The following is a 25,739-nucleotide window of genomic DNA, read 5'->3' as shown; positions in this document are numbered from 1 at the left end:
AAATGAGTAAACGCATTTATTACACATTACTGCTTGTCTGGATTGTTTGCCTGTCGCTATATTTTATCTGGCAAATTTGGGATATATACTGGGTAATCAAAATATGCTTGAGTATACTCATAGTACTGGCATGTGGATTTCTGTGGTATCAGAATCAATTTTGGTTTCGTAAGCAAAGTGCAGCAAGTCTGTACAATATACCTAAATCCCAGCGCATCATTCTCGTAGCAGGCGATGATATATCTGATTGGATAGAATCTTCTGAACGTTGGAGACTGTTGCGTGATTCAATGTGGATCAGGGTAGAAGACTGTGCGCAGTTAATCAGCATTTATCAGAATCTGGATGAACAGAATAAAATAGCTAACGGTATATTTCTGATACTTAATCCAGATAAATATCCTCATGTGGCAGCATTAGAGCAGCGTATTTCACAATGGCGGCAAGAAATCGAAACTATTCAGGCATCATATAAACGCTGCCTACCGCTGACATTGGGTATCCATACCGATCTGCTTAATGAAAATCTTGATTACTGGCCTGAAAACAATAGTAACCATTTGTGCAGGGAGCGTACAGATGTGCAAGAGTACTTTTCCTGTTTACAAAAACAATTGGATAGCAGAGCAGCATTGAATGCCCGACAGCCGGAACATCTGGACTATACAACTACATCCACACTTTATCTGAATCAGCAATGGCTTAGTAAATATGTGATTAAAAATTTGTTACCGGAAAAATCATATCGTTATTCTCTGTATATGATGTCATGTGTCTGGTTAAACAGTTTCAATACTAATCAGCAAGCAGGCTGGCGTAAATTTGAAATTGAAAAAACAGGATTTGTTAGTCCGACTCACGTTTTTACAGTTAACGGTCTGAAAAATTTTCCGGTTATTGAGAATAGCTTTGTACGTCAGCATTATTTAAGTAAAGGTGCAAAATATCTGTGCTACGCAATTGACTGTTTCCTGATGTTCATTCTTATTGGTACCGAGTATTCGTTTGTTCAAAATAAAAAATGGCTGCAGGAAGTTATTGCTGCTCATCAGCAATATATAGCAATACCTCAGCACCTTGAAAATGAACGTATAGATAGTATTAAAAATTTAAAAATCATTCAGCAGACCTTACAGGATTATAAGACATTCGGTGAGCCCAGAAGAATGGGATTTGGTTTATATCATGCTACTGAATTATTACCAGTTATCAATAAAGACATAAATTCTTTCCAGATAGAGAAGCAGAAAAAACAAATTATCCGTTTAGATACCACAGCATTGTTTGACGTGGGTCAGAGTCAGCTTAAAGCGGATGCGAAACTGGTTTTACAAGGGGTTTTAACCTGGGTACAGGCAAACCCGAATAAAAGAGTACTAATAGATGGTCATACCGATAACACCGGAAATGCCGCCAGCAATAAAACTCTGTCATTTCACAGAGCTGAAGCTGTACGTGACTGGCTAGTGAGTGCATCCACCTTTCCGGAAGACCATTTTACTGTACAGGGATATGGGGATAGTAAACCCATAGCAACCAACGACGACCCGCAAGGGCGTAGTAAAAATCGTCGTGTCGAAATTACCTTGGTTGATATGAATCATACCGACTAATGTAATATTTATTAACTAATTAAAGGATATTCATATGGCAATTCCTGCTTACTTATGGATCAAGGATGACGGTGGTTCAGAGGTTAAAGGCTCTGTAACTGTACAGAATCGTGAAGGCACAGTAGAAGTATTGGCATTCGATCACGAAGTTTATATTCCTACTGACGGCAATACCGGTAAACTGACAGGTACTCGTGTACACAAACCTATTTCTTTTGTAAAAGAATATGATGCTTCTTCACCATATCTTTACAAAGCAGTAACCAATGGTCAGAACCTTAAATCTCTAGAATTTAAATGGTATCGCATTGACGATGCAGGTCAGGAGAAAGAATATTTCAACACCCTGCTTGAAAATGTGAAAGTAGTGGCTGTGCGTCCTAAAATGCACAACATTAAAGAAACCAGTAAAGAACGCTATAACCATCTTGAAGAAGTGGAATTGCGTTACGAAAAAATCACCTGGGCTTACAAGGATGGCAATATTGTTCATTCCGACAGCTGGGTTGAGAACCGTTAATTTTAATTAACTCAAGGCGCACGCATCTGTGCGCCTTTTTAAGTATTTAGTCGGAGCCGTAATGAAAGATTCAATGCAATTATTAAGAAAACTCAATGAAAATTGTGCACGGGCACTGAATGAGGCTGCTAACTTCTGTTTAAGCCGTGGTCATCATGAAATATTGCCTGAACATTTTCTCGTCAAATTACTTGAAACAGATAATAATGACCTGAATCTCTTATTACGCCAGAACGAAATCAACATCAACCGGTTGTGGGATGATTTGCTGGCCGGACTGGATAAATTGCCCTGGCAGCGAGTACCCCAGAAACCTGAGCTTTCACGCGCATTACTTAAATGGATAGAGCAGGCATGGATGCTGGCATCTATTGAACACGGACAGGAAGAAGTCCGCTCATTGCATTTGCTTGAAGCTATCCAGAAAATTCCTAGCATCTTCACACTTACAGATTTATGGCAGTTACTGATATTTAGAGCAGGACAACTGGCTGAAGCAGGACGATGGCTTGATAAATACTCAGTTGAAGCAAACACAGACAATGATGCGATCTTCACCAAGAGAATAGATACCGATAGTAAAGCAGCAGAACCTGCTGAAACACCAGCCACACAGAATATACTTAATACCAGTAACTTACAGGATAAACAATCGCCGGCAGAACAGGAAGCCTTGTCACGTTTTACCATCGATCTTACTCAAAGAGCCAGAGACGGATATATTGATGCAATTTTCGGACGGGATGAAGAAATCAGCCAAATAGAAGATATTTTGAGCAGACGACGTAAAAATAATCCAATATTGGTAGGTGAACCGGGAGTAGGTAAAACAGCACTTGTTGAAGGGCTGGCATTGAAAATCGCCAATGACGAAGTGGGCAGCCATCTGAAAAATACCCATATTCTTGCTCTTGATATGGGGCTTTTACAGGCAGGTTCCGGCTTGAAAGGTGAATTTGAGCAGCGCCTGAAAACGGTAATCGAAGCCATTCAGCATGCTTCCGAACCAACCATTCTGTTTATAGATGAAGCTCATACCATTATTGGTGCCGGTAATCAGGCCGGAGGGTCTGATGCAGCCAACTTACTCAAACCTGCACTTGCCCGTGGTCAGTTGCGTACAATCGCAGCAACAACCTGGTCTGAATACAAACAATATTTTGAAACCGATGCTGCTCTTGAGCGCCGTTTTCAGCCGGTAAAAGTAGATGAACCGGATGATGAAAAAGCCTGTCAGATGCTGCGCGGTATTGCTAAACTCTATGCAGAACATCATCAGGTACATATCAAAGATGATGCGATTAAAGCCGCTGTTACATTGTCACGTCGGTATTTACCGGATCGTCAGCTTCCTGATAAAGCTATCGATTTACTGGATACCGCTGCAGCTAAAGTTAGACTTGGTATGCAAACATTACCACTGAATCTTATTAAAAAAATCTCCCTGCACAGCGCGCTTCAAGAAGAAATCGACCGTCTGCAACAGGATATTCTTCTCGGACACCAGATAGATAACGAAAGAATGGAGCAGTGCCGGCAGCAGTTACAGCAATTAGAGCAGGAAATAGAAGAAGAAAAACAAAAATTTGTTCAGGAGCAGGAAGCTGCTCAGGCAGTACTGGATGCGCGTACAAAAGATGAGCATGAAAGCAATCTGCATACACATAATCAGTCTTTTCAGCAATTGCAGCAAAATATTAGCCTAGATGTAGATCAGCAAGTCATTGCCAGTGTAATTAGTGAATGGACAGGCATTCCTGCCGGTCGCATGCTGGATGATGAAATTGAACGTCTGATGACTTTATCTGAGCAACTTAACAGTGAGGTAATTGGTCAGGAAGACAGCGTTAGTAGTATTGTTAATCATATTCGTACCCAGAAAGCCGGACTTGGCGAACCCAACAAACCACTTGGTGTATTCCTGCTAACAGGTACATCCGGCGTTGGCAAAACCAGAACAGCCAAAGCGCTGGCCAGATCACTTTTTGGTAGTGAAGATACAATGATTACCATCAATATGTCTGAATATCAGGAATCGCATACAGTAGCTCAGCTTAAAGGTGCGCCTCCGGGATATGTGGGCTATGGTAAAGGCGGAGTCCTTACTGAAGCAGTACGTAAGCGTCCTTATTCAGTAGTACTGCTAGATGAAATAGAAAAAGCCCATCCGGATGTGCTTAATATTTTCTATCAGGTATTTGACCAGGGTGTTATGCGAGACGGAGAAGGGCGCATCATCAACTTCAAAAATACCATTCTGTTGATGACATCCAATCTGGGCAGCGAAGCTTTACAAAATGCTCCTGATGCCGATTTACCAACCCGACTGGAACTGGTTGATCAGCCCATCCGGGAAGTTCTTGCTCCTGCTTTGCTCGGGCGTATGAATGTACTGGCTTTTCGTCCGTTATCAGCTGACGATATGCAGATTATTATCCGTCAGCAACTAGACCGCATTGCAGCCAAAATTGCAGCTCAATTTGCTGTTATCTGTGAGTATAGTAATACACTGGTAGAGGCGCTGGCGCAAACAACAGCCGGTCATGATTTGGGCGTACGCTATTTTGAACAAATGTTGCAGCAGCAAATTGTCCCCGAACTGGCCAGACAATTATTGCTGGAAAAGCAGCAAGGCCAGAATAGTGCCTATATCCAGCTTGATTTGGGAGAGCAGGGCGTAGTCATCACTTTGAGTGATGAACCAATGAAAGAGGTGGCGGCTGAAACAAATAGCGAAAATCAGCCAATATAACTGTTAATCACCGAATATAGTAAAAAGGGCAAATTTAAATAAGTATATGTCCTTTTTACTATTCATATATCAGCATATTAGTTTTTAATTTGGCTATACTTTAAAACTAATCAGCTACAGATTGAATTATTATCGAATAAAAATTGTGTTTGAATTAAAATTACCCAGATTCTTTGTTTATATTTTGTTTGTAAATAGATGAATTTATATTTGCCAAAATGTTTACTGAGCCATTTAGGCATATATATTTGCAGTCGGTTTGTTATATATTAAACGTGTAGAGTAGTTTATTATGAATAACAATAGAAAAATCAGTTAAAGTATACCCTGCGTGATTAATTCAGTCTTTATCCATATTTTGACATAACATTAAGAAAAAATTATCAATATAAAATAGCCAGTAAGTTTTAGTATACTGGCTAAAAATACTTGAAACTGATAAATTGAATTTTAATTAATTGAGTTCAGGTCGAGACATCATATCAATTGAATTCTGCGGCGTAGGTGGCTGCATAGTAAATTTAGGGTTTGTTGTGTATTTCAGGTGGATTTTGGTATCTGTTTTTACTGTCCCAGCTATACTTCCTACCTCCTTAGGAAATGCTAGCTGTTCACGGATGCCTATAATTCTTCCTTTTAAATCAAAGTAATAATTATATTGTATAGGAATTTGATTATTTTTGAATTGCTTTATAAGTCCAAAATAGGGTTTTTTAAAAACACCGCTGTCATCATCAGAATCATGTTCATCAAAAAAATAAGAATTAAAAGTAGAAGTGAATTCGTCAATTTTATTCTGTAATGCAGCATAATCCTCAGGTTTATATTTACTATTCTGATCAGCTTTGTCTGCAGCCTCTTTTAAAGCCTTTGAAAGGCTTTCAAGCATTGTATTATCAATTTTTTGCATTAGGGCATAGTCTATATTCAGATTAACCTGATACTTTGCTTTTAGGGTTTTTCCATACTCATCAACGTTGACTTTTTTGAATGCATCGCGATCAATTGCTGCATAACCATCATCAATTGATTTTGGTAAGCTTTTTAACAGATCGGATATAGGCATGTTTTTTATCTGGGATTTTGGTACAGCAAATTGTAAATATTTGTCATCAATTACCATTCTAGTATAAGGTATTTTATCTAGCAAATGTGTAATAGCGGAAACATCTGCGTATAGAGATAGATTTTTGAAGTCTATATAGGTAGGAAATTTAAAAGAAACCAGTACATTTTTGTTTTCATAACGAATTTCCGGAATTATTTCCATTTGCCCTTTTCGGATATCTATAGCGCCAGTAAAGGGTACTGAAAAGGATTGACTGAATTGCTCAAAAAAAGGTGCCAAAGAATTTTTTGGTTTTGATTCATCATCATCATCATCATCATCTGCTTCTGTTTGAGGTAGTGATTTTGATGCAGTATTTAGAAGATTGTTATGTGTTTCATTAGTTTTGTTTATTTCAGATGTATCAGAAGAAATTTCATCTTCATTGTTTGTATTAGGATTAATATGATATTCTCCTTGAAAAGAACCACTGAAGTTCAAGCGGTTATCTTTTAAAATCATTTGCTGGACACCAGTCCGCACCATTTTATCCGGCGAATTGTCATTTATGTGGCTGCATGCTGAAACTATCCCGGCTACAGCCATTGTTAATATTAATTTTTTAAAATTTAACCGCATAAAACATAAGTCCCTTTAAAATCAAATTAACAAATTATGTTATTAATAATTGTATTTTAATTGCAAATATATAAATAGTAAAATTAATGGTATCTGTATTTGCAGACAGTTTGGTATATATCAAATGAATAAAATAGTTGTTATAACAATAATTATAAAAAATCAGCCAGAATATATCTGTTGGGATTAATTCTGTCTGGATTTATGTTTTGAAATAACATGTAATAAATAACTTATTAATGGAAAAAGCCAGTATGTAAAACATACTGGCTAAAAAATCTATAAATCAGATAAGAAAATTAATCAGTACCAACCAAGACGAGATCCCATATTGATTGAGTTTTGTGGTGTAGGCTGCATGGTGAATTTAGGGCTTCCGGTGTAATCCATCCGAAATTTATAATCTATTCTGATTGTTCCTTTTGGCTCTTCCCTATCTGTTATTGCCATTGGAATATCAGTCTTAATGCGAATACCTATAATGCGACCTTTTGAATCAAAGTAGAAATTAACTACTACTACTATTAGATTAGATTGATTTTTGAGCTGCTTCATATGAGCACCCATAGGAGTGTCTGCAAGAGCATTATTACTATCAGAATAAATTGAAGCCAAACCATCAATTATATTTTCTAGCATAGCGTAATCTTCAGGTTTATATTTATTATTCTGATCAGCCTTGGCTGCTGTCTCTTTTAGAGCCTTAGAAAGACTTTGCAGAGTTACAGTATTACATTTAAGGCTTGAAGCATAGTCTGTATTCAGATTAACCTGATATTTTGCTTCCAGTGTTTTTCCAAATTCGTCGACATTTACTTTTTTAAATGCACTGGGATCAATTGATGCATAACCGTCATCTACTGATTTAGGTAAGCTTTTTAATAAATCTGCAACAGGTAAGTGTTGTGCTTTATCCTGCGGTACAGTGAATTGTATATATTTATCACCAACTACCATTTTATTGTAAGGCATAATGTCTGACAAATGGGTAATTGCAGAACCATCGAGATATAAGGACAAATTATTAAAATCTAAATAGGTAGGAAATTTAAAAGAAATCAGTACGTTTTTATCTTCATAACGGACTTCAGGAATCACTTCCATCACCCCTTTTTTCATATCTACAGCACCAGTGAAAGGTACGGAAAAAGATTTACCGAATTGTCCTAAAAATTGCCCTAAAGATTTGTTGTACAAATCCATTTCTTTGCGGTGATACTCTGTTAATTCTGGAGTATCATCATACTCTTCTGATACAGAGGCTTCTGATGCAGAAACTTCAGATGCAATTGTTGGTTCAGTTATTTCTGAAGGACTTTTATTCTCATTATTTTGAATAATAAATTCTGCCTGATAAGAACCACTAAAATTAAACTGATTGTCTTCAGTCATAATGCGCTGAATACCAGTTCGCACCATTTTGTCAGGGGATTTTTCGGTTTTATTATTACATGCCGAAACCATACCGGCAACAGCCAGCACTAATATTATTTTTGTAAATTTCAATCGCATAAGAGCCCTTTATTCAATAAGCTAAAGTGTATTGTTAATAATTGTATTTTAATTGTAATAAAATGACCAGAAAAAAATTAACAAATTACAATTCTAATCAGATATTATAAAGAGAACATTATTACTTATTAATATTTAGATTAGACTATGTGAATAATTTACATTACATTTGTTCTATAAAGTTTATAATCTTTTAATCATTGTTTTAGATGATATACTCAGCCTATTTCTAAGTTTTAAGCTGAACATCTGTTAAAATCATTCTAAAAAGGTCATTGCAAAAATAAATTAAATGTATGATAATAAATGTAAATAAAAAATTGTTTTGTTAAAATTAATAATTTATAATTCATTAAAAAAAATTTATAAATTTAATTTAAATTTAGGAGTTTTTATGAAAGAATATAAAGTAGTTATTTATCAGGAAGGTGCTTTGGCAACTATGTTTTTGGGGGCGGCAAATGCAAATCCTATAAAATTTTCAGATTTCTTAAACCGAAATGCTAAAGAAGGCTGGCGTGTAGTGACTATGCAAAAAGATATGCGTCGACTGTTTTTATTTTGGGCAAGAGAAGCTTATGTAGTTATTATGGAGAGAGACGTTGATTAAAAAAGCCGGATTAGGATGCCTTTGCATTTTCATATTCTGGTGTGTTTTACTGATACTGGAATTATGGTGGGACATTTTTTCTGCTGAATTTTTTCTAAAAATATCTATATCTTTAGCAATTTTATTCTTTATATTGTTAGCAGTTGCTGTCGTTTTTGATCAGCTGAACTCAGATAAAAAGCTAAAAGATAAAGATTATTTAGAATAATATTTATTCTGAATGAGGTTATTTTATTCTTGAAAATAAAAATCTAATATTAAATAAATAGTAGTTAAAAATTTAAATGATTTCGAATTTTTTAAATTAAGTATAAGTATTAGGTGATTTATTATTTCATTTAGTTGTTTTTTTTCTAAGTGGTTAATATTTTTATTTTAAAATAAAATAACCTTGTCACATTTAGTTGTTTGAATATATAGTGTTATTTATTTGTCTAGTATATATCAAATTATCATAAATTTTTATTACATCTTCAATAAATAAAAACAAAATTTCTGGATTTATAATCTTTTACTCTATGCAAAGCAGTATAAACAAATAATTTTTTATCCACGCGGATGATGCTGATGCACAATCTGTTTTAGGCGTTCATTGGCAACATGTGTGTAAATTTGTGTTGTGCCGATATCAGCGTGTCCCAGAAGCAATTGCACTACACGTAAATCTGCACCATGATTCACAAGATGCGTAGCAAAAGCATGACGCAAACCATGCGGGCTAAGATGATGGATGCCGGCTGCACTAGCATATTTGGTCACAATCATCCAGGCCAGCTGCCGAGTGATGGCTGTTTTTTTCTGACTGACAAATACTGCATCACAAGCACGTCCTTTAAGTAAAGCAGGGCGGGCATTTGTAAAATAATTTTCCAGCCAGTCGGTTGCTTCTTCCCCTAATGGAACCATACGCTGTTTATTTCCTTTTCCGATGGTACTTAACAGGCCGTTTTGTAAATCGATTTCATTGATTCGTAAGTTAACAGCTTCGCTAACCCTCAATCCAGTAGCGTACATAAGTTCCAGTAAGGCTTTATCACGCAGACCCAGAAAGGTTTTGGTATCAGGGGCTGCTAATAGAGCATCTATCTGTGTTTCGGAAATAATATCCGGCAAGTATTGCCCTTTTTTAGGCATTTGCAGCTGTTCGGTAGGTATATCCTGACGGCGGTTATATTCATGCATCCAACTGAACAGACGTTTACAGGCTGATAATGCCCGTGCCTGTGAAGATGGTTTTTCACTAGGAATAAATACAGCAGATGCAAGTGACAAGGGATCTACATTCAGCCAGTTCAGATGTTCGGCTTGTATGCGACGAGCAATTTTATTCAAATCCCGCCGGTAACTTTCCAGTGTATTGAATGCCAGCTGCTCGCTAAGCCAAAGATGTTCGAGCAATGACTCGATTGGTTCGAGTAGTTCTGCCGGTAAAGTATTATTTACCATGTTGCTCCTTCGTGTTTAAGCAGCCAACGCTTTATATTTAGTTCAAAAGCATTGGTACTGAGGCTGAACCCTCCCAGACCACTGGCTGATACAACCCGATGACAAGGAATAATAATTGGTAACGGGTTTTTACCACAGGCCTGACCTACGGCTCTGGGTGAACTGTTTAGCACACGCGCGATATCTCCGTAAGTGGCAATCTGACCATAGGGGATATCGGCAATAACCTGCCAAACTTTTTGCTGAAATGCAGTGCCGTCAGCGGAAGGAGGATAGTTAAATTTTTGCAGGCTGCCATTAAAATAGGAGTCAAGCTGTTTTGCCCAGAATCCAGTCAGGTTAGGTAAGACTTCGGAAAAGGGTGTTTGCCAATGGATAGCCTTTAATTTTTGCTCAGGACTGAATTCCAGTTTTAATGAGCAGCAGGGCGCTTGATATGAGTAACTAGGCATGCTGTTGCAGTGTATTTAAAACAATTTGAGCGTGACCGGCCGCTTTAACTTTACGCCATTCCTGTGTAATTTGCCCGTCCTGATTCAGGATAAAGGTACTTCTTTCAATACCGAATACCTTTTTACCATACATGTTTTTCTCTTTAAGTACATCAAATTGTCTGCATACTGTTTCTTCACTATCTGAAAGTAGGGTAACGTTAAGTTCATATTTGCAGATAAAATTATGATGGCTTTTCATACTATCACGGGAAATACCAATCACGTGGTAACCCAGTTGTTTGAATTGGGGCAGTAAAGCACTGAATTCCTGTGCTTCGGTCGTACAGCCCGGTGTGCTGTCTTTCGGATAGAAATAAACCACAGCTGGTAAATGTTCTGCAATATTAAAGTTATTGCCTTCGGTATCTGGAAGTGTAAACAGCATAGATTGAGACATTATTTATTTTCCTTTGTATATATTGATTACTTTGGTTTAATCGCGAATAAAAGCCGTAATCAGAGGAACATCGCCAATTAGACGGCTGCAGTGTCCATGAATATTTGAGTCGAAGGTAATGCCTTCAGGTAAAGTGTCGGCAGAATAAAAATGTTCTCCGGCACTAAAGCGGCGGGTACTACCATCGCGTAGTCCGATTTCCATCACTCCTTGTAATACTATCAGCCATTGTGGTTTACCAGTGCAGTGAAAATCACTTTTAAAACCCACCGGACTGTAACGTAATTGTAACCCTTCTGCATTAAACCAAGGTGATAACTGGCTTTTTTCATTACCTTCGTTTAATTCAATTTTTTCTTCTTTGAAGCGGGCAAAACCATCACTTCCGGTATATAAAATTACTTTAGTAAATGTTGTCATAATTTCTACTCATGGCCTAATGGTAAAAAAATCAGTGCAGAGATATATATCTGCACTGAAAGAATAATAAATCACCCTATAACACCAAGATTATCATCATTGGACGGGGTATTATTGTGTTTGGGAAGCAGCCATAAAGTGGCAATGATGTCCAGAAGGTAAATAGATGCCAGCAAACATAAGGCAACATAAAATGACCATTCTTTAACTAGAAAACCGATAACCAGTGGCCCTAATCCGCCAATGCCACGACCCAGATTAAATAATACATTTTGAGCAGTTGCACGCACATGCGGGGGGAAGTTATCAGAAATCAGTGCTCCATAGCCGCCAATCATGCCATTGACAAATAAGCCCATAATGGCACCGCATATCAGTAATGCAGTGGGGTCCTGCAACTGTGCATATTGTGCCACCATGATAAAAGAACCAATCTGGTAAATCAGAAAGATTTTCCAGCGGGCAAAATGGTCAGCCAGAAAACCGAACAGCCAGATACCGATGATCATGCCAATAACGGTGACCGCAGTCCAGTTGCCGGAATCTGTAAGACTGAATCCGAGTTTTTTGGCAAGATAACTGGGCATCCAAATCATTAAACCGTAATAACCGAAATTTTGTACAGCGCAAAGAATAAATATACCTAGACTGGTTTTAGCTGTCTGACGGTCTTTAACCAGTAATTTAAGACGTGCAGAAAATGACAACTCACCATTTGCTTTATGTTCGCGGGTAAATTGTTCCGGTTCGTTGGTATCATGACGAATAAAATAGGAGACGATAGCCGGAAATAATCCTACGACAAACATGCCGCGCCAGCCAATATGCTGAAGCAGGAATGGTGTAATAAAAGTAGCCGCCAGTACACCTAGCTGCCAGCCGATCCCGACGAAAGCTGATGCGCGATTACGTTTTGATGCAGGCCATACTTCTGCAATCATTGCCATACCGATACCGAACTCTCCGCCCAGCCCCATACCTGCAAGAGCCCGGTAAATAAGCAGGTCGTAATAACCTTGTGCAACCGCACACAGACCAGTAAAAACGGCAAACATGAGAATGGTTAGCGATAACATGCGTATCCGGCCGAAGCGATCACTTAAATGTCCGAAAACGATACCGCCGACAACAGAACCTATTAATGTCCATGTTACCAGTGAACCTGCCTGAGAAGGATTCAGTCCGAGATCAGCACTGATGGCGCTGAGCATAAAACCGAGTATCAGCAGGTCAAAACCATCCATGGCATAGCCACTGATAGCGGCAACCATAGCTTTTGCAGGAGTTAATTTTTTTCTTGGTTGTTTCATAAGGGGACTTACTATCGAGAATCTAAAATGTTAATAACGGTTTTGCCTGCACCGGCAGGCTGATTAATATCACCGGTCTGTGCTGGTGTTTTATTTGGAGAAAAATGTTCACGGTCAAAGGCAATATCGCCGCCATGTGGCAGTTGTTGTCCACGTTGCAAGCCGGCAAAATTGAATAAATGATAATCAGCCAGATGAGAGGGTACGATGTTTTGCATGGCCGAAAACATGGATTCAATGCGCCCGGGAAACTGTTTGTCCCATTGCTGGAGCATATCTTTGATAACCTGTCGTTGCAGGTTGGGCTGTGAGCCGCACAGGTTGCATGGAATAATTGGAAATTCCAGCATTTGTGCATACCGGATCAGATCTTTTTCTTTAACATAGGCTAATGGTCTGATGATGATATGCTCACCGTTATCTGACAGCAATTTGGGCGGCATGGCTTTAAGTTTGCCTCCGTAAAACATGTTCAGAAACAGGGTTTCCAGAATATCATCGCGATGGTGACCTAAAGCAATTTTGGTACAGTTATTTTCTTTGGCTACCCGGTATAAAATACCGCGACGCAAACGGCTGCACAGACCACAAGTAGTTTTGCCTCCATCTATTACCCGTTTGACTACGCTATAGGTGTCTTCTTCAATAATTTGAAACGGAATGCCAAGACTTTGCAGATAATCCGGCAGTATATGTACAGGAAAACCCGGTTGTTTCTGGTCAAGATTAACTGCAAGAATTTCAAATTGTACTGGTGCAGATTTTTGTAATCTGAGCAGGATGTCCAATAATGCATAGCTGTCTTTACCACCGGAAAGGCAAACCATGATTTTGTCGCCGTCTTCAATCATCTGAAAATCATTAATAGCAGCGCCAACCTGATGACGAAGTCGTTTAATCAGTTTATTGTTTTCGTATTCGCGTTTTGGTGTATGAGACATGGATACAGCACTAATTTATGCAAATACCTGCAATTGTACAATAAATAAAGGCCGGCTGATGTGACTTAGCCGGCCTGTGTTAATTTTTACATGAATTAAAAAGGAGTTTTCAGCCTTTTTTTACTGGTTCTTTATCAAGCTCAAACACTTGGTGCAGTACACGGGTGGCCAGCTCCAGATATTTTTCATCAATTAACACGGACACTTTGATTTCAGAAGTAGAAATCATCTGGATATTGATATTTTCTTTAGCCAGAGTACGGAACATGGTAGAAGCAATGCCAACATGTGAACGCATGCCCATACCGACTATTGATACTTTACATACGGTATCATCGCCGCAGACTTCACGCGCTCCTATTGTTTTCTGCACTTCATGAAGAATATCCAGCGTATTCTGATAATCACTGCGTGGTACGGTAAAGGAAAAGTCTGTGGTTCCTGCTGAGCCGACATTCTGAATAATCATATCCACTTCAATATTGGCATCGGCGACAGCTCCCAGTATCAGTGAAGCCATTCCCGGCGTATCTGGTACCCCGCGCACATTAATTCGTGCCTGATTTTTATCAAAAGCAATACCGGATACTGCCGCATGTTCCATCATATTCTGATCCTCTTCAAATGTGATTAATGTGCCATTACCGCTGTTTTCCAGACTGCTTAATACGCGCAGCCGCACTTTATATTTACCGGCAAACTCTACTGAGCGGATTTGTAATACTTTACTGCCTAGACTGGCCAGTTCCAGCATTTCTTCAAATGAAATGGTATTGAGACGGCGCGCTTCCGGTACGACACGCGGGTCGGTGGTGTATACGCCATCCACATCAGTATAGATCTGGCATTCGTCTGCTTTCAGTGCTGCTGCCAGTGCTACTGCTGAGGTATCCGAACCGCCGCGACCCAGAGTGGTAATATCATTGTTGGCATTAACACCCTGAAAACCGGCTATGATAACAACTTTGCCGGCATTGATATCTGTGCGGATGCGTATCTCATCGATCGCATCAATGCGTGCTTTGGTATGAGCACAATCGGTTTTAACGGCTACCTGCCAGCCAGTATAGCTCTTTGCGTCTACGCCAATACTGTGCAAAGCCATGGCAAGCAGACCGATAGTGACCTGTTCACCTGTTGATAAAACAACGTCCAGTTCACGCGGATTGGGCTTTTCCTGAATTTCATGTGCCAGTGCAACCAAACGGTTGGTTTCTCCGCTCATAGCGGATACAACCACTACTACATCATCACCATTGGCTCTGGCTTGTGCTACACGACGAGCTACATTTTTTATACGTTCAACTGTTCCAACTGATGTACCGCCGTATTTCTGTACGATTAACGCCATAATACTGCTTGCTTTCCGGGTTGTTATAATGTCAAAAAAGGACAGGTTGTGTTAACCCTGCCTGCTTAAATATCCTGTCGGATATTCTTTTTAGCATTTTTATCATGCAAAAACAAGCTGCTGAGTTAGTATTTTGTCAGGTTCAGGCAGCTTGTTTTAAATAGTGTTTAAATTCGGAAAATAGGTGATTGTATTTTTGTGAATTAATTTTCAGCCAGTGCTTGTTGCTGAGCAGCAAGAATTTGTTTAATTCCTTTTTGTGCCAGGGTGATTAAATCATTTAACTGACCGATACTGAAAGTAGCTCCTTCGGCTGTACCCTGAATTTCAACCAGCTGCTGTGAGGCGGTCATCACTACATTAATATCCGCATCACAGGATGAATCTTCCGGATAATCCAAATCGAGCAGGAGATTACCGTCAATCATACCGACAGAGATAGCAGCTACAGCTTCACGAATCGGATTTTCTCTGATCAGGCCTGTTTCCAGTAATTTTCTGACTGCCAGAGCAAGAGCAACATAAGCGCCGCTGATGCTGGCGGTGCGTGTGCCTCCGTCGGCCTGTATAACATCACAGTCAATCAGTATCTGGCGGCTGCCCAGTTTCTCTAAATCTACGACTGCCCGTAAGGAACGTCCAATCAGGCGCTGAATTTCCTGAGTTCTCCCCGATTGCTTTCCTGCTACTGCTTCGCGGCGCATACGGCCATTGGCAGAGGCGGGCAGCATGCCATATTCTGCTGTTACCCAGCCACGACCCTGATCTTTTAAAAAGCCGGGTACATTTTCATCAATAGTTGCTGTGCAAATTACTTTAGTATTACCGCAGCAAATCAATACAGAACCGTCTGCCTGTGCGAGGAAATCAGGCACGATACTAAGATGACGTGGCTCATCGTCAGCACGTCCGGAACGATTGGATAGAGGTGTGTTTTTCATATTTAGAGACTTTGTCGGGAGATGAATGCAGAATTATATAACCAGTCTGTTGCGATTCATATCAATTAAACCTTTTATGGATTAAGCCGTTTTCGTTATACTTGATTTAATTGCCAGTTTGAATATAACCCGGCAGGAATAAACGGTTTAAGGAAAATATATATGTTATACAGTATGACTGGCTATGCAAATGCTTCAGAACAATGTGGAAATCGTCAAATCAATATTGAGCTTAGAGCAGTTAATCATCGTTATCTGGATATCCAGTTTAAAATTGCAGAAGAATTACGTCCGTTTGAAGGCAAGATGCGTGAATTAATCAGTTCTCAGGTGGCACGGGGTAAACTGGAATGCCGTATTCAGATTCAAACTCTGCCCAGCGAAAGTACTGATGATTTACCGGTTAATCACAAAATGGTAGAACAACTGGCATCATTTAATCAACAGTTGCGTCGCAAGTATAAAGATTTAGGCAAATTAACTGTTGCAGATATTTTGCATTTCCACGGTGTTATTGTGGCGCCAACGGAGGACGAGGAAATATTACATAACGGTGTACTGACTTTACTGGGACAAGTACTCACCGAATTTAAAGCAGCGCGTGCTCGTGAAGGTGAAAAACTGCAGCAGCATTTGCTGGATCGTCTGAATGATATGACAGATATCGTGGCAGCTATGCAGCAGTTGTTCCCGCAATTATTGCAGGACTATATGAATAAGGCTGAAGCCCGTTTGCGCGAAGCAGTGGCTCAGGTAGATGCAGAGCGCCTGAAACAGGAATTCGCATTGTTTATGCAAAAAGCTGATGTAGATGAAGAACTGAATCGTTTAAATACGCACATTGCCGAAGCACGACGTCTGATAGAAGAACATCGGGGTAGTGTGGGTAAACGTCTGGATTTTCTGATGCAGGAACTAAATCGCGAAGCCAATACGCTTGGCAGTAAAGCGATAGCCATTGAATGTACACAGGCATCAGTAGGGCTTAAAGTACTGATTGAACAAATGCGCGAGCAGGTACAGAACGTAGAATAAACAATAGCTGTTTATGCCATACTATTAAAAACCAGAATTGCTTTTAAAATTGAAACTGGCAATTCTGGTTTTATTTTAATTCCAGTATCTGTTTGAAACCAATTCTAAAAAGCCAGTTTGACCATACGATTGGCGGCTTCAACACATTCTTCGACACTGGATACCAGTGCGATCCGCACAAAGCCTGCTCCGGAGTTACCGTATGGTGTATTACGGGCAAGATAACGTCCCGGTAGTACACGAATCGCTGCTTTTTGCCATAATTTCTGTGTAAAGGCCAAATCATCACAATCGGGAACATTCAGCCACAGATAGAATGAAGCATCAGGTTTATGCAGGGCAAATTTTTGCTGTAATATCGGAATCACTTTATCAAATTTTTCCCGATACAGATTACGATTGGCAATGACGTGTTCTTCATCATTCCATGCTGCAATACTGGCGTATTGTGTGGGCAGACTCATGGCACTGCCATGATAGGTGCGGTAGAGCAGAAAATCAGCCAGAAGTTTACTGTCACCTGCTACAAAACCGGAACGCAGTCCGGGTGCATTAGAACGTTTTGACAGGCTGGTAAACATAATCAGACGGTCGAATGTCCGGCCTAACTGAGTAGCCGCCTGTAATGCCCCCAGAGGCTTGTTATCATCATCAAAGTAAATTTCTGAATAGCATTCATCTGACGCAATCACAAATCCGTATTTGTCCTGTAAGGCAAATAGTTTTTTCCACTCGTCCAGATTCATTACCGCGCCACTGGGGTTGCCCGGAGAACAAACGAAAACCAATTGTACCTTTGGCCATGTATTCTGATCGATTTCCTGCCATTGCGGCATAAAATGTGGAGCGCGGCAATTGACATATTCTACCCGCGCGCCAGCCAGCAAAGCTGAACCTTCATATATCTGATAAAAGGGGTTCGGGCTGACAACTACAGGCTGATATTCAGTATTGTTATCAATGATGGTTTGAGTAAATGCAAATAATGCTTCTCTGCTGCCCAACACGGGTAATACTTCAGTATCAGGATTAATTTTTACTCCTGAGTAGCGGCGCATAAGCCATTGAGCACAAGCCTGACGAAGCTCAGGAATGCCGGCAGTAACCGGATAGGCTGCAAGTCCGTCCAGATGCTGAATCAGTGCATCAGTTAAAACCGACGGGGTAGGGTGTTTGGGTTCACCAATATGTAATGATATAGGCTGGAGATCAGCCGGTGGTTCCAGACCATCCATTAATTTACGTAATCTGGCAAAAGGATAGGGCTGTAACAATTCCAGTTTCGGATTCATAATCGTAAATACAAATTATTGTAAATGCTTTGATACTACCACCATTCAAATTACTGCGGCAGTAAGTATTCATTTTTAGCTCCGGAAAATACCGGTTACAGACAAATAAAAAGCCACATGCATGCATGTGGCTTATGAAATTGTTCAGCAATTTCAGGCAGATTTCTGGACAGCCTGAATTTCGCCGGTCAGTAAATATTCAATGGTTTCTTTAACAGTGCGCATAGCTGAACCGAATGGCAGCGGATCTTTACCACGGAAAAATAAACCTTTGTCAGTTTCTCCGCGCCAGGCTGCAGCAAGTTTCAGATCAATACAGAATTGTCCGACTTTTTCGAGACCATCACGTAAACCGCATACAGACAAACAGTTAATCCCCTGCGTACAGCGCCGCGGGTCTGCTTTGGCATTAGCCTGTAATACGCTTTCACGTTTCAGATAGCTATCCAGAAATTTAGTTTTAACGCCGCGTGCCGGCAAGCCGGCTACCGACATGAATTCTACAATTTGTTCGCCTTCGGCACCGGCGAGAGTTTTTTTGAAATTGATATGAGCATCACCTTCCTGAGTTACAGCAAATGCTGTACCGATTTGTACAGCAGCTGCACCCCATTCTTGTAAGGCTACAGTGATTTTCTGAAAATTAGCCATCCCGCCAGCAATGATCAAAGGAATTTTTTCCCGTTCCAGATCAAGTTTTTTAAATAATTCGAATGTTTCAGTCAGTACCCGTTTAAATTCAAAACGTTCATCATTAACACCGGCAACAGTAGCTGCACCAAGATGCCCGGCAGCATGGGCGGGATGTTCGATTACAATTGCATCAGGCAGACGGTTCTTTTTCATCCAGCGTTTAAGCACAATACCAATACCGCGTGATTCAGACAAAATAGGCAGTAAAGCAACATCAGGAAAATTTTCAGTCATATCCGGTAAGTCCAGCGGCAGACCGGCTCCCATTACAATTGCGTGTGCACCGGATTCACAAGCCTGCTGTACCATCGCATGATGGTCTTTAACCGCTTTCATCACATTAACTGCGATCATTCCGCGTCCTTCAGACTGGGCAAGTGCGGATTTAATTTCACGATCAAGTGCAATCCTGTTTAAGGTATCGTATTTTTCCTGTGTAGGATTTTCTTTGGACTGCTCAAGTAAATCGGGATGCAAATGACGTAAATCCACGCTTGCAATCGTTCCTACTCCATTTTCTCGTGCTACTGCACTGGCCAGACTTGAGGCGGAAACACCTACGCCCATACCGCCCTGAACAATCGGAATGAGATGATGATTGCGAATAACTAGTGGTGCAAATTCCTGCATATTGCTTCCTGTATCTTAATTAGTAAGCGATGCTTTAAAGTATTGCTTCAAATAAAAGCTTGTAATTACAATAAAAATACTAGAAAGTATTTTAATCCGGCTAGCTTTTATCAATTAGTGCTTCTACTCTATTCTTGCACAAGGACACTGTCAAGAGATTAAAACTTCTCAGAGCGATATGGCTTTCTCAAAGTGGTAAAATTTGTATGATTTGTACGACAAGGTTAGTTAATGTAATGATTGTCATTTAAGCCTTAATGCTTAGAGAAATTATTACCAACTCATGTTATATTTAATGAGTAAGCATGATTCAGGTAATCACAACAGGGTAAATAACTAATGGTTACATGTAATGCACAGCGGCGTGCTGTTTTAGGTGCGCTTGTTTTATTTCTTTCTGCCTGCAGAAGCAGTAGTCGAAAATTAGTTCAGTCTGGTACTCAACCCCGTCTGGCTCCTATTCGAATTACTAAAGTCAGTCATCAGGCAGGGAGTCAGGAATTGCTGTTGCATAGCATGAGTCTGATAGGTACACCCTACCGTTATGGCGGCAGTAGCCGGGGTAGCGGATTTGATTGCAGTGGTATGGTGCAATACGTTTACCAGCAGGCATTGCAGGTAAATCTGCCTCGTACCGCACGTGATATAGCAGCTGTTTCCGCCCCGATCCGCACCAAAGATTTGCAGGTTGGGGATTTGGTGTTTTTCAACACTTCGGGACAGGCTTATTCACATATGGGGCTGTATATTGGCAACGGTGAATTTATTCATGCGCCTTCCAGCAACGGTGTTATCCGCACCGCCAGACTGGACCAGCCTTATTTTAGCCAGCGTTTTACAGGTGCACGCACGCTGTTTGCCCGCTGAATAAAATCAATTATTCATTTTGAATTTAATAATCACGATATAACAGGACAACAACATGAGTGAGCAGGATTTAGTATTGGTACTTAACTGTGGCAGTTCTTCAGTAAAAGCCGCAGTAATGGATTTAGCCGAAAAAGAAGTTTTAATGAGCTGTCTGGCTGAAAAAGTAGGTAATACTGATGCTTTCATCACCTTTAAAATCAATGGTGAAAAACATAAACATGCTTTAACCGGCAATCATGATCACGTTGCAGCAGTAATGGCTTTGCTGGAACAGTTAAAAGATCTGGGCTTATATGACCGTGTCAAAGCTATCGGCCATCGTGTCGTACATGGCGGCGAACGATTTACCCAGTCTACAGTGATTACTCCTGAAGTAATGCGTGATATTGAAGCCTGTATTGTACTGGCTCCATTGCATAATCCTGCTCATATTCTGGGTATTCAGGCAGCACAGCAGGCGTTTCCCGAGCTGCCGCAGGTAGCAGTATTTGATACAGCATTCCATCAGACTATGCCACCGCATGCTTATCATTATGCTATACCGTCAACACTGTATACCCGTTACGGTGTACGCCGTTATGGTGCGCATGGTACCAGCTACCGTTATGTTGCTCAGGAAACCGCAGCATTTTTGCGCCGTGATATTAATGAAATGAGCATGGTGATTGCTCATCTGGGTAATGGCGCCTCTATTACCGCTGTTAAAAACGGTCGTTCACAGGATACCAGCATGGGGCTGACTCCGCTGGAAGGTCTGGTAATGGGTACCCGTTGCGGCGATATTGATCCGAGTATTTTTTCTTTCCTGGCCGCGAATGCCAAAATGAGCATTGATGAAATCACCGAAATGCTGAACAAAGAAAGCGGTATGCTGGGTTTATCCAATCTTTCCAACGATTGCCGTATGCTGGAAGAAGCTGCTGCTAACGGACACAAAGGTGCCGAGCTGGCTCTGGATGTATTTGCCTATCGTCTGGCTAAATATGTGGGCGGTATGATGGTTGCCTGCGGCAGTCTGGATGCATTGGTATTTACCGGTGGTATTGGTGAAAACTCAACTACAATGCGCGAAAAAGTAGTTAATTATCTGAATGTATTTGGCATGATTTTGGATCATGATGCCAATATGGAAGCCTGCTTCGGTACACCGGGTGTGATTAGCACAAAAGACAGTAAAGCAGCAGTTTTGGTTATTCCGACTAATGAAGAGCTGATGATTGCTCAGGATACTGCCCGTTTAACAGGGATGCATGTGTAAAGAAATGAATTCGAAACAGTGAAATAACTGTGAGATATTCTTAAGACTTTTAAAACAGGCTTTGTATGATTACAAAGCCTGTTTTTGTATAACATTTTATTTATTTAAATAAATACTTTAATATTTCATGATAAATATTAAATCAGATATCAACTAATAATGAAAAAGGAATCCATAGGATGGATTCCTTGAGAAGCAGATATTATAAATAAATAACTATTTATAAATTAATTCCCCCAATATGAAGAAATAATTGCCTGCTGATTAAATTGCATTTTTTGATTATCTGTCGTGGCAATATCATGAGTACTCGCAGTAAAACTCGACATGGCATTTACTAACTGTTCAACTTGCGAAGCATAAATTTCCTTACCATCAGCAGTGGTTATACTATATTGACGGTTATATTCAGAAACAAACCAGTTTTTTACGGTAACCTGATCAGAAGTACCGATATGACTGATAATTAAATCATTTCCGTTTTGACAAAACCATAATTCTCTGCTGCTATAGTCTTTAAAGGCAAGAATATCGCCTTGTTGTCGGTTTATTGCTATATCTTCAACAACATCTCTGCCATAATTAGCGTTGAAAACATATAAATCTCTTTCAAAGTTACCGCCGAAAAGATAATCATCGCCGGCACCGCCATTCAGTATGTCGTAACCTTCTTCTCCAAAAAGTGAATCGTTACCTTCTTCGCCATAAAGAGTATCGTTACCCTGTCCTCCATAAATGTAATCGTTGCCCTTACCACCATAAATAATATCATTCCCTTTTTTACCATTGATAATATCATTACTATCCCAGCCGGTAAGTACATCATCATTATCAGTACCCTCCAGTACAAATGTCATTTTTGCAATATCATTTGCAGTTATTGTTTTATCTTCAAAGATAAAATTAAATGCTCGTGTACTTGCATAACCGGAGATGAAGAAATCAGTAAGAGTAACTGAATCATTATTGCCATAAGCCTGTATGACTAAATTGTTTCCTGAACGGCTGAATCTGGCATCAGCAGCAAAAGCTTTTTCAAATTTAACATCATTATAGTTATTGTGATCGGAAGACAAGCTTTTATCATTGATAATGTCATTACCGTGACCTGTCTGAAAGATATAAAGGTCTTTTCCTTCACCGCCAGCCATAACATCATTACCAGTACCACCAATCATAACATCGTAGCCGTCTCCTCCCAGCAGGATATCGTTACCATTGCCGCCAATAAAAATATTATCTCCCTGGGTGTCTTCCAGGTAATCATCACCGTCGCCGCCATTAAGAATATCGTTACCATTGCCGCCGTATAGCTTGTCATTGCCGGCTTCGCCGTTGAGAACATCGTCGCCGTTGCCGCCATACAGAATATCATCACCCAGGCCGCCATTAATAATATCGTTACTATCCCAGCCATGTAGTACATCATTACCATCGGTACCATTCAGAACCAATGTCATCTGGGCAATTGCTTCCGCCGGAAGAGTGATATCCGCAAAGATAAAGTTAAAAGCGCGTGTGTCTGTACTATCTGGTTTAAAGAAGTCTGTAAGAGTAACCGAATCCTGATTACCATAAGCTCTGATAATTAAATTATTTCCTGAACGGCTAAAAATGGCATCTTTGAAGAACGCATTTTCAAATACAACATCATTGTACTTTTCATGATTTCTGTCTTCATAACCTTTATCATTAATAATGTCTTGACCGTGTCCTGACTGAAAAATATAACGATCTTTTGCCCAATCACCGCCATTCAGAATATCATTACCTGCACCACCGTTAAGAATGTCATATCCGGCATTGCCAATCAGCGTATCGTTACCATTACCGCCGATAAGAATGTCATTTCCATCGCCGCCATCGATATAATCGTCACCATTTCCGCCATCTAAATAGTCATTACCATTATCACCGCTAAGAAAGTCATTTCCATCGCCGCCGTTAAGAATATCATTACCATATCCGCCGTACAGTCTGTCATTACCCAGTTCGCCATTAATGATATCGTTGCTGTCCCAGCCCTGCAGTTCATCATCACCGTCAGTACCATTTATGATAAATGTCATTTTTGCAATATCGACTGCAGTTAATATTTTATCTTCAAAGATAAAATTAAATGAACGTGTATATGAGTTATGAATGATAAAGAAATCGCTAAGAGTAACTGAATCATTATTGCCATAAGCCTGTATGACTAAATCGTTTCCTGAACGGCTGAATCTGGCATCTGCAGCAAAGGCTTTTTCAAACTTAACATCATTATAACTATTACTATCAGAGGACGAGCTTTTATCGTAGATAATGTCATTACCGTGGCCTGTCTGAAAGATATAAAGGTCTTTACCTTCACCACCATCCAGAACATCATTACCAGTCCCGCCAATCAGTACATCATAGCCATCATCACTACCAAGCAGAATATCGTTACCGTTGCCGCCTATAAGTACATTATCACCATGTTCGCCAACGATATAGTCGTCGCCATCGCCGCCATTCAGAATATCGTTACCATTGCCGCCATATAGTTTGTCGTTACCGGTACCACCGTTAAGAGTATCGTCGCCGTTCCCGCCATACAGGATATCATTACCAGCTCCACCATTAATAATATCGTTACTATCCCACCCATACAGGACATCATCGCCGTTAGTGCCATCCAGTGTGAATGTCATCGCTGCGATATCATTGCGATATAAAATTTTATCGGCAAAGATGAAATTGAAAGCACGGCTATCAGCATTATCAGTATTAAAATAATCCGGCAGGATAACAGCATCTGTTGCACCGTATGCTTTGATTACTAGATCATTACCGGAGCGGGTAAAAATAGCATTAGCTGCTTTAGCCTGCGGAAAAATAAGATCATTGTATTGAGATATATCATATTCATTACCTTTATCTTGTATGATGCTCTGTCCATGACCCGGCTGGAAAACATAGCGATCTTTTGTCCAGTCGCTCCCGGTTTGTATTTTTTTAACAGTTTTAATCATTTCTAGCTCCTTATAGTTTTTGAAAATAAATATTAAAATTATTTATATCAAGTAAATATTTTTCAATTTAAATAATATGTTTTTAAACATAAATGTTAAAAATTTGCTAATGAAAAAATAAATGTATGAATATAATTTGCTTAAATATCTAAAAGCACCTTTGTTTCAGTTGATTATTTGTAATTGTATATTTTGTTTTATATTTTGTATGTATCTGCATTTAAAATGTTGTATTTTATTTACTTTAATACTATTTTTGATTGATATTTAATCATTTATTTATAAATATACAAACAGATAATTGGTATACAAAATAGTTTATTAGTGAATTATTTTGACTATTTATTTTGATAAATTACTTCATTAAAGCAAAAAGGGAAAGTTCTAATTATAGAACTTTCCCTTTACTAAATTGATATTTTAATTAGAAAATATATTGATTATTAATTACCCCAATATGATGTAATAGTTGTCTGATGATTAAATTGAAGCATTTGTTCATCAACAGAAAATTCATCATTCTGATTTTTGGTGAAATCAGCCATTGCTGTTACCAATTGCTGAACCTGTGATGCAAAAATTTCTTTTCCATCGGAAGTGGTAATACTGTATTGTCTGGAATCATTACTATAAAACCAGTCTTTAACGGTTAATTGATCTGTTGAGTAAATATGACTAATAATTAAGTCATTACCATTTTGTTTAAACCATAACTCATCACTATTGTAATTTTCAAAAGCCAAAATATCACCTTGCTGCTGATTATATGCTTTATCCATTACGACATCTTGTCCATGATTTCTATGGAATACATAACGATCTTTTTCCCAGTCACCGCCACGGAGAATATCATTACCGGTACCGCCAATAAGGATGTCGTAACCTTTGCCGCCGTTCAGGGTGTCATTACCGGCACCGCCGATGAGAATATCATCTCCATCATCCCCGTTCAGCAAGTCATCCCCGTCTTC

Annotated in this window: 22 protein-coding genes; 8 read left to right on the top strand and 14 right to left on the bottom strand. The window is 39.5% G+C overall.

The annotated features are described in order from the left end of the window. The first annotated feature begins 2 nt into the window (after positions 1-2). From H3V11_RS00110 to tssH, 3 genes are all read left to right on the top strand, one after another. On the top strand, positions 3-1,613 hold the full coding sequence (locus H3V11_RS00110) for an OmpA family protein (RefSeq protein WP_078474410.1): 1,611 nt from the start codon (positions 3-5) through the stop codon (positions 1,611-1,613). A 34-nt stretch (positions 1,614-1,647) separates the two neighbouring features. Continuing rightward, positions 1,648-2,133, top strand: a complete 486-nt coding sequence (locus tag H3V11_RS00105; RefSeq protein ID WP_037392137.1) for an Hcp family type VI secretion system effector — start codon at positions 1,648-1,650, stop codon at positions 2,131-2,133. A 61-nt stretch (positions 2,134-2,194) separates the two neighbouring features. Continuing rightward, a complete protein-coding gene (tssH, locus tag H3V11_RS00100; RefSeq protein WP_078474409.1) occupies positions 2,195-4,885 on the top strand; it encodes a type VI secretion system ATPase TssH in 2,691 nt (896 codons plus the stop codon). 454 nt (positions 4,886-5,339) lie between these two features. Here the strand turns inward: tssH and H3V11_RS00095 are convergent, their stop codons facing one another. Then, positions 5,340-6,572 (bottom strand): hypothetical protein, encoded by a 1,233-nt coding sequence (locus H3V11_RS00095; protein ID WP_198223343.1) that lies wholly within the window; start codon positions 6,570-6,572, stop codon positions 5,340-5,342. A 303-nt stretch (positions 6,573-6,875) separates the two neighbouring features. Continuing rightward, positions 6,876-8,084 carry a hypothetical protein gene (locus H3V11_RS00090; protein ID WP_198223342.1) on the bottom strand — a complete coding sequence of 403 codons (1,209 nt, stop codon included), beginning with the start codon at positions 8,082-8,084 and terminating at the stop codon, positions 6,876-6,878. A 394-nt stretch (positions 8,085-8,478) separates the two neighbouring features. Here H3V11_RS00090 and H3V11_RS00085 point away from each other — a divergent pair, with 394 nt between their 5' ends. Continuing rightward, a complete protein-coding gene (locus H3V11_RS00085) occupies positions 8,479-8,694 on the top strand; it encodes a DUF4177 domain-containing protein (RefSeq protein ID WP_174833649.1) in 216 nt (71 codons plus the stop codon). Further along, positions 8,687-8,902 carry a hypothetical protein gene (locus H3V11_RS00080; protein WP_037473124.1) on the top strand — a complete coding sequence of 72 codons (216 nt, stop codon included), beginning with the start codon at positions 8,687-8,689 and terminating at the stop codon, positions 8,900-8,902. Before H3V11_RS00085 ends, H3V11_RS00080 begins: the two co-directional genes overlap by 8 nt. Before the next feature lie 338 nt (positions 8,903-9,240). Here the strand turns inward: H3V11_RS00080 and xerD are convergent, their stop codons facing one another. From xerD to rph, 8 genes are all read right to left on the bottom strand, one after another. After that, positions 9,241-10,140, bottom strand: coding sequence for a site-specific tyrosine recombinase XerD (gene xerD / locus H3V11_RS00075; protein ID WP_198223341.1), 900 nt, complete (start codon positions 10,138-10,140; stop codon positions 9,241-9,243). Continuing rightward, positions 10,134-10,592, bottom strand: a complete 459-nt coding sequence (locus H3V11_RS00070) for a methylated-DNA--[protein]-cysteine S-methyltransferase (protein ID WP_198223340.1) — start codon at positions 10,590-10,592, stop codon at positions 10,134-10,136. The genes xerD and H3V11_RS00070 overlap by 7 nt, the downstream gene beginning before the upstream one ends. After that, entirely contained in the window at positions 10,585-11,031 is a 447-nt protein-coding gene (locus H3V11_RS00065; RefSeq protein WP_025330937.1) for a peroxiredoxin, read from the bottom strand. Before H3V11_RS00065 ends, H3V11_RS00070 begins: the two co-directional genes overlap by 8 nt. A gap of 36 nt (positions 11,032-11,067) precedes the next feature. Further along, complete coding sequence (locus H3V11_RS00060; RefSeq protein WP_084547264.1) at positions 11,068-11,451, bottom strand: hypothetical protein; 384 nt, start codon at positions 11,449-11,451, stop codon at positions 11,068-11,070. 71 nt (positions 11,452-11,522) lie between these two features. Next, the gene (locus H3V11_RS00055) at positions 11,523-12,761 is read right to left on the bottom strand and encodes an MFS transporter (RefSeq protein WP_025330935.1); all 1,239 of its coding nucleotides are present in this window, start codon (positions 12,759-12,761) and stop codon (positions 11,523-11,525) included. Positions 12,762-12,772: 11 nt separating this feature from the next. Further along, positions 12,773-13,702, bottom strand: coding sequence for a tRNA 2-thiocytidine(32) synthetase TtcA (ttcA, locus tag H3V11_RS00050; RefSeq protein WP_198223339.1), 930 nt, complete (start codon positions 13,700-13,702; stop codon positions 12,773-12,775). A gap of 109 nt (positions 13,703-13,811) precedes the next feature. Continuing rightward, positions 13,812-15,053 (bottom strand): aspartate kinase, encoded by a 1,242-nt coding sequence (locus H3V11_RS00045; RefSeq protein ID WP_096765968.1) that lies wholly within the window; start codon positions 15,051-15,053, stop codon positions 13,812-13,814. A gap of 203 nt (positions 15,054-15,256) precedes the next feature. Beyond that, entirely contained in the window at positions 15,257-15,994 is a 738-nt protein-coding gene (gene rph / locus H3V11_RS00040) for a ribonuclease PH (RefSeq protein WP_078474400.1), read from the bottom strand. A 162-nt stretch (positions 15,995-16,156) separates the two neighbouring features. Here rph and H3V11_RS00035 point away from each other — a divergent pair, with 162 nt between their 5' ends. Beyond that, the gene (locus H3V11_RS00035) at positions 16,157-17,029 is read left to right on the top strand and encodes a YicC/YloC family endoribonuclease (RefSeq protein WP_198223338.1); all 873 of its coding nucleotides are present in this window, start codon (positions 16,157-16,159) and stop codon (positions 17,027-17,029) included. 104 nt (positions 17,030-17,133) lie between these two features. On the opposite strand, the gene dapC is transcribed toward H3V11_RS00035, so the two are convergent. Both dapC and H3V11_RS00025 read right to left on the bottom strand, forming a co-directional pair. Further along, entirely contained in the window at positions 17,134-18,321 is a 1,188-nt protein-coding gene (gene dapC / locus H3V11_RS00030; RefSeq protein WP_198223337.1) for a succinyldiaminopimelate transaminase, read from the bottom strand. A gap of 153 nt (positions 18,322-18,474) precedes the next feature. Next, the gene (locus H3V11_RS00025; protein ID WP_025330929.1) at positions 18,475-19,644 is read right to left on the bottom strand and encodes a nitronate monooxygenase family protein; all 1,170 of its coding nucleotides are present in this window, start codon (positions 19,642-19,644) and stop codon (positions 18,475-18,477) included. Between the two features lie 339 nt (positions 19,645-19,983). Here H3V11_RS00025 and H3V11_RS00020 point away from each other — a divergent pair, with 339 nt between their 5' ends. Together H3V11_RS00020 and H3V11_RS00015 are read left to right on the top strand one after the other, a co-directional pair. After that, positions 19,984-20,511, top strand: coding sequence for a C40 family peptidase (locus H3V11_RS00020; protein ID WP_084585117.1), 528 nt, complete (start codon positions 19,984-19,986; stop codon positions 20,509-20,511). A 55-nt stretch (positions 20,512-20,566) separates the two neighbouring features. Further along, on the top strand, positions 20,567-21,772 hold the full coding sequence (locus tag H3V11_RS00015) for an acetate kinase (protein WP_025330927.1): 1,206 nt from the start codon (positions 20,567-20,569) through the stop codon (positions 21,770-21,772). A 227-nt stretch (positions 21,773-21,999) separates the two neighbouring features. On the opposite strand, the gene H3V11_RS00010 is transcribed toward H3V11_RS00015, so the two are convergent. Then, the gene (locus tag H3V11_RS00010) at positions 22,000-24,768 is read right to left on the bottom strand and encodes a calcium-binding protein (protein WP_198223336.1); all 2,769 of its coding nucleotides are present in this window, start codon (positions 24,766-24,768) and stop codon (positions 22,000-22,002) included. Positions 24,769-25,211: 443 nt separating this feature from the next. Next, on the bottom strand, positions 25,212-25,739 hold a 528-nt coding region (locus H3V11_RS12000), incomplete at its 5' end, for a calcium-binding protein (protein ID WP_304944947.1).

This window comes from Snodgrassella sp. W8158, from assembly GCF_016100435.1.
Lineage (GTDB): Bacteria > Pseudomonadota > Gammaproteobacteria > Burkholderiales > Neisseriaceae > Snodgrassella > Snodgrassella alvi.
Note: the sequence above shows the minus strand (reverse complement) of the source record. Positions and strands in the feature narration are given on the sequence as shown.

Excerpts from the sequence above, each read along its gene's own strand:
- H3V11_RS00110 (WP_078474410.1), top strand. The coding sequence starts at position 3 with ATGAGTAAACGCATTTATTACACATTACTGCTTGTCTGGATTGTTTGC.
- H3V11_RS00105 (WP_037392137.1), top strand. The coding sequence starts at position 1,648 with ATGGCAATTCCTGCTTACTTATGGATCAAGGATGACGGTGGTTCAGAG.
- tssH (WP_078474409.1), top strand. The coding sequence starts at position 2,195 with ATGAAAGATTCAATGCAATTATTAAGAAAACTCAATGAAAATTGTGCA.
- H3V11_RS00095 (WP_198223343.1), bottom strand. The coding sequence starts at position 6,572 with ATGCGGTTAAATTTTAAAAAATTAATATTAACAATGGCTGTAGCCGGG.
- H3V11_RS00090 (WP_198223342.1), bottom strand. The coding sequence starts at position 8,084 with ATGCGATTGAAATTTACAAAAATAATATTAGTGCTGGCTGTTGCCGGT.
- H3V11_RS00085 (WP_174833649.1), top strand. The coding sequence starts at position 8,479 with ATGAAAGAATATAAAGTAGTTATTTATCAGGAAGGTGCTTTGGCAACT.
- xerD (WP_198223341.1), bottom strand. The coding sequence starts at position 10,140 with ATGGTAAATAATACTTTACCGGCAGAACTACTCGAACCAATCGAGTCA.
- H3V11_RS00070 (WP_198223340.1), bottom strand. The coding sequence starts at position 10,592 with ATGCCTAGTTACTCATATCAAGCGCCCTGCTGCTCATTAAAACTGGAA.
- H3V11_RS00065 (WP_025330937.1), bottom strand. The coding sequence starts at position 11,031 with ATGTCTCAATCTATGCTGTTTACACTTCCAGATACCGAAGGCAATAAC.
- H3V11_RS00060 (WP_084547264.1), bottom strand. The coding sequence starts at position 11,451 with ATGACAACATTTACTAAAGTAATTTTATATACCGGAAGTGATGGTTTT.
- H3V11_RS00055 (WP_025330935.1), bottom strand. The coding sequence starts at position 12,761 with ATGAAACAACCAAGAAAAAAATTAACTCCTGCAAAAGCTATGGTTGCC.
- ttcA (WP_198223339.1), bottom strand. The coding sequence starts at position 13,702 with ATGTCTCATACACCAAAACGCGAATACGAAAACAATAAACTGATTAAA.
- H3V11_RS00045 (WP_096765968.1), bottom strand. The coding sequence starts at position 15,053 with ATGGCGTTAATCGTACAGAAATACGGCGGTACATCAGTTGGAACAGTT.
- rph (WP_078474400.1), bottom strand. The coding sequence starts at position 15,994 with ATGAAAAACACACCTCTATCCAATCGTTCCGGACGTGCTGACGATGAG.
- H3V11_RS00035 (WP_198223338.1), top strand. The coding sequence starts at position 16,157 with ATGTTATACAGTATGACTGGCTATGCAAATGCTTCAGAACAATGTGGA.
- dapC (WP_198223337.1), bottom strand. The coding sequence starts at position 18,321 with ATGAATCCGAAACTGGAATTGTTACAGCCCTATCCTTTTGCCAGATTA.
- H3V11_RS00025 (WP_025330929.1), bottom strand. The coding sequence starts at position 19,644 with ATGCAGGAATTTGCACCACTAGTTATTCGCAATCATCATCTCATTCCG.
- H3V11_RS00020 (WP_084585117.1), top strand. The coding sequence starts at position 19,984 with ATGGTTACATGTAATGCACAGCGGCGTGCTGTTTTAGGTGCGCTTGTT.
- H3V11_RS00015 (WP_025330927.1), top strand. The coding sequence starts at position 20,567 with ATGAGTGAGCAGGATTTAGTATTGGTACTTAACTGTGGCAGTTCTTCA.
- H3V11_RS00010 (WP_198223336.1), bottom strand. The coding sequence starts at position 24,768 with ATGATTAAAACTGTTAAAAAAATACAAACCGGGAGCGACTGGACAAAA.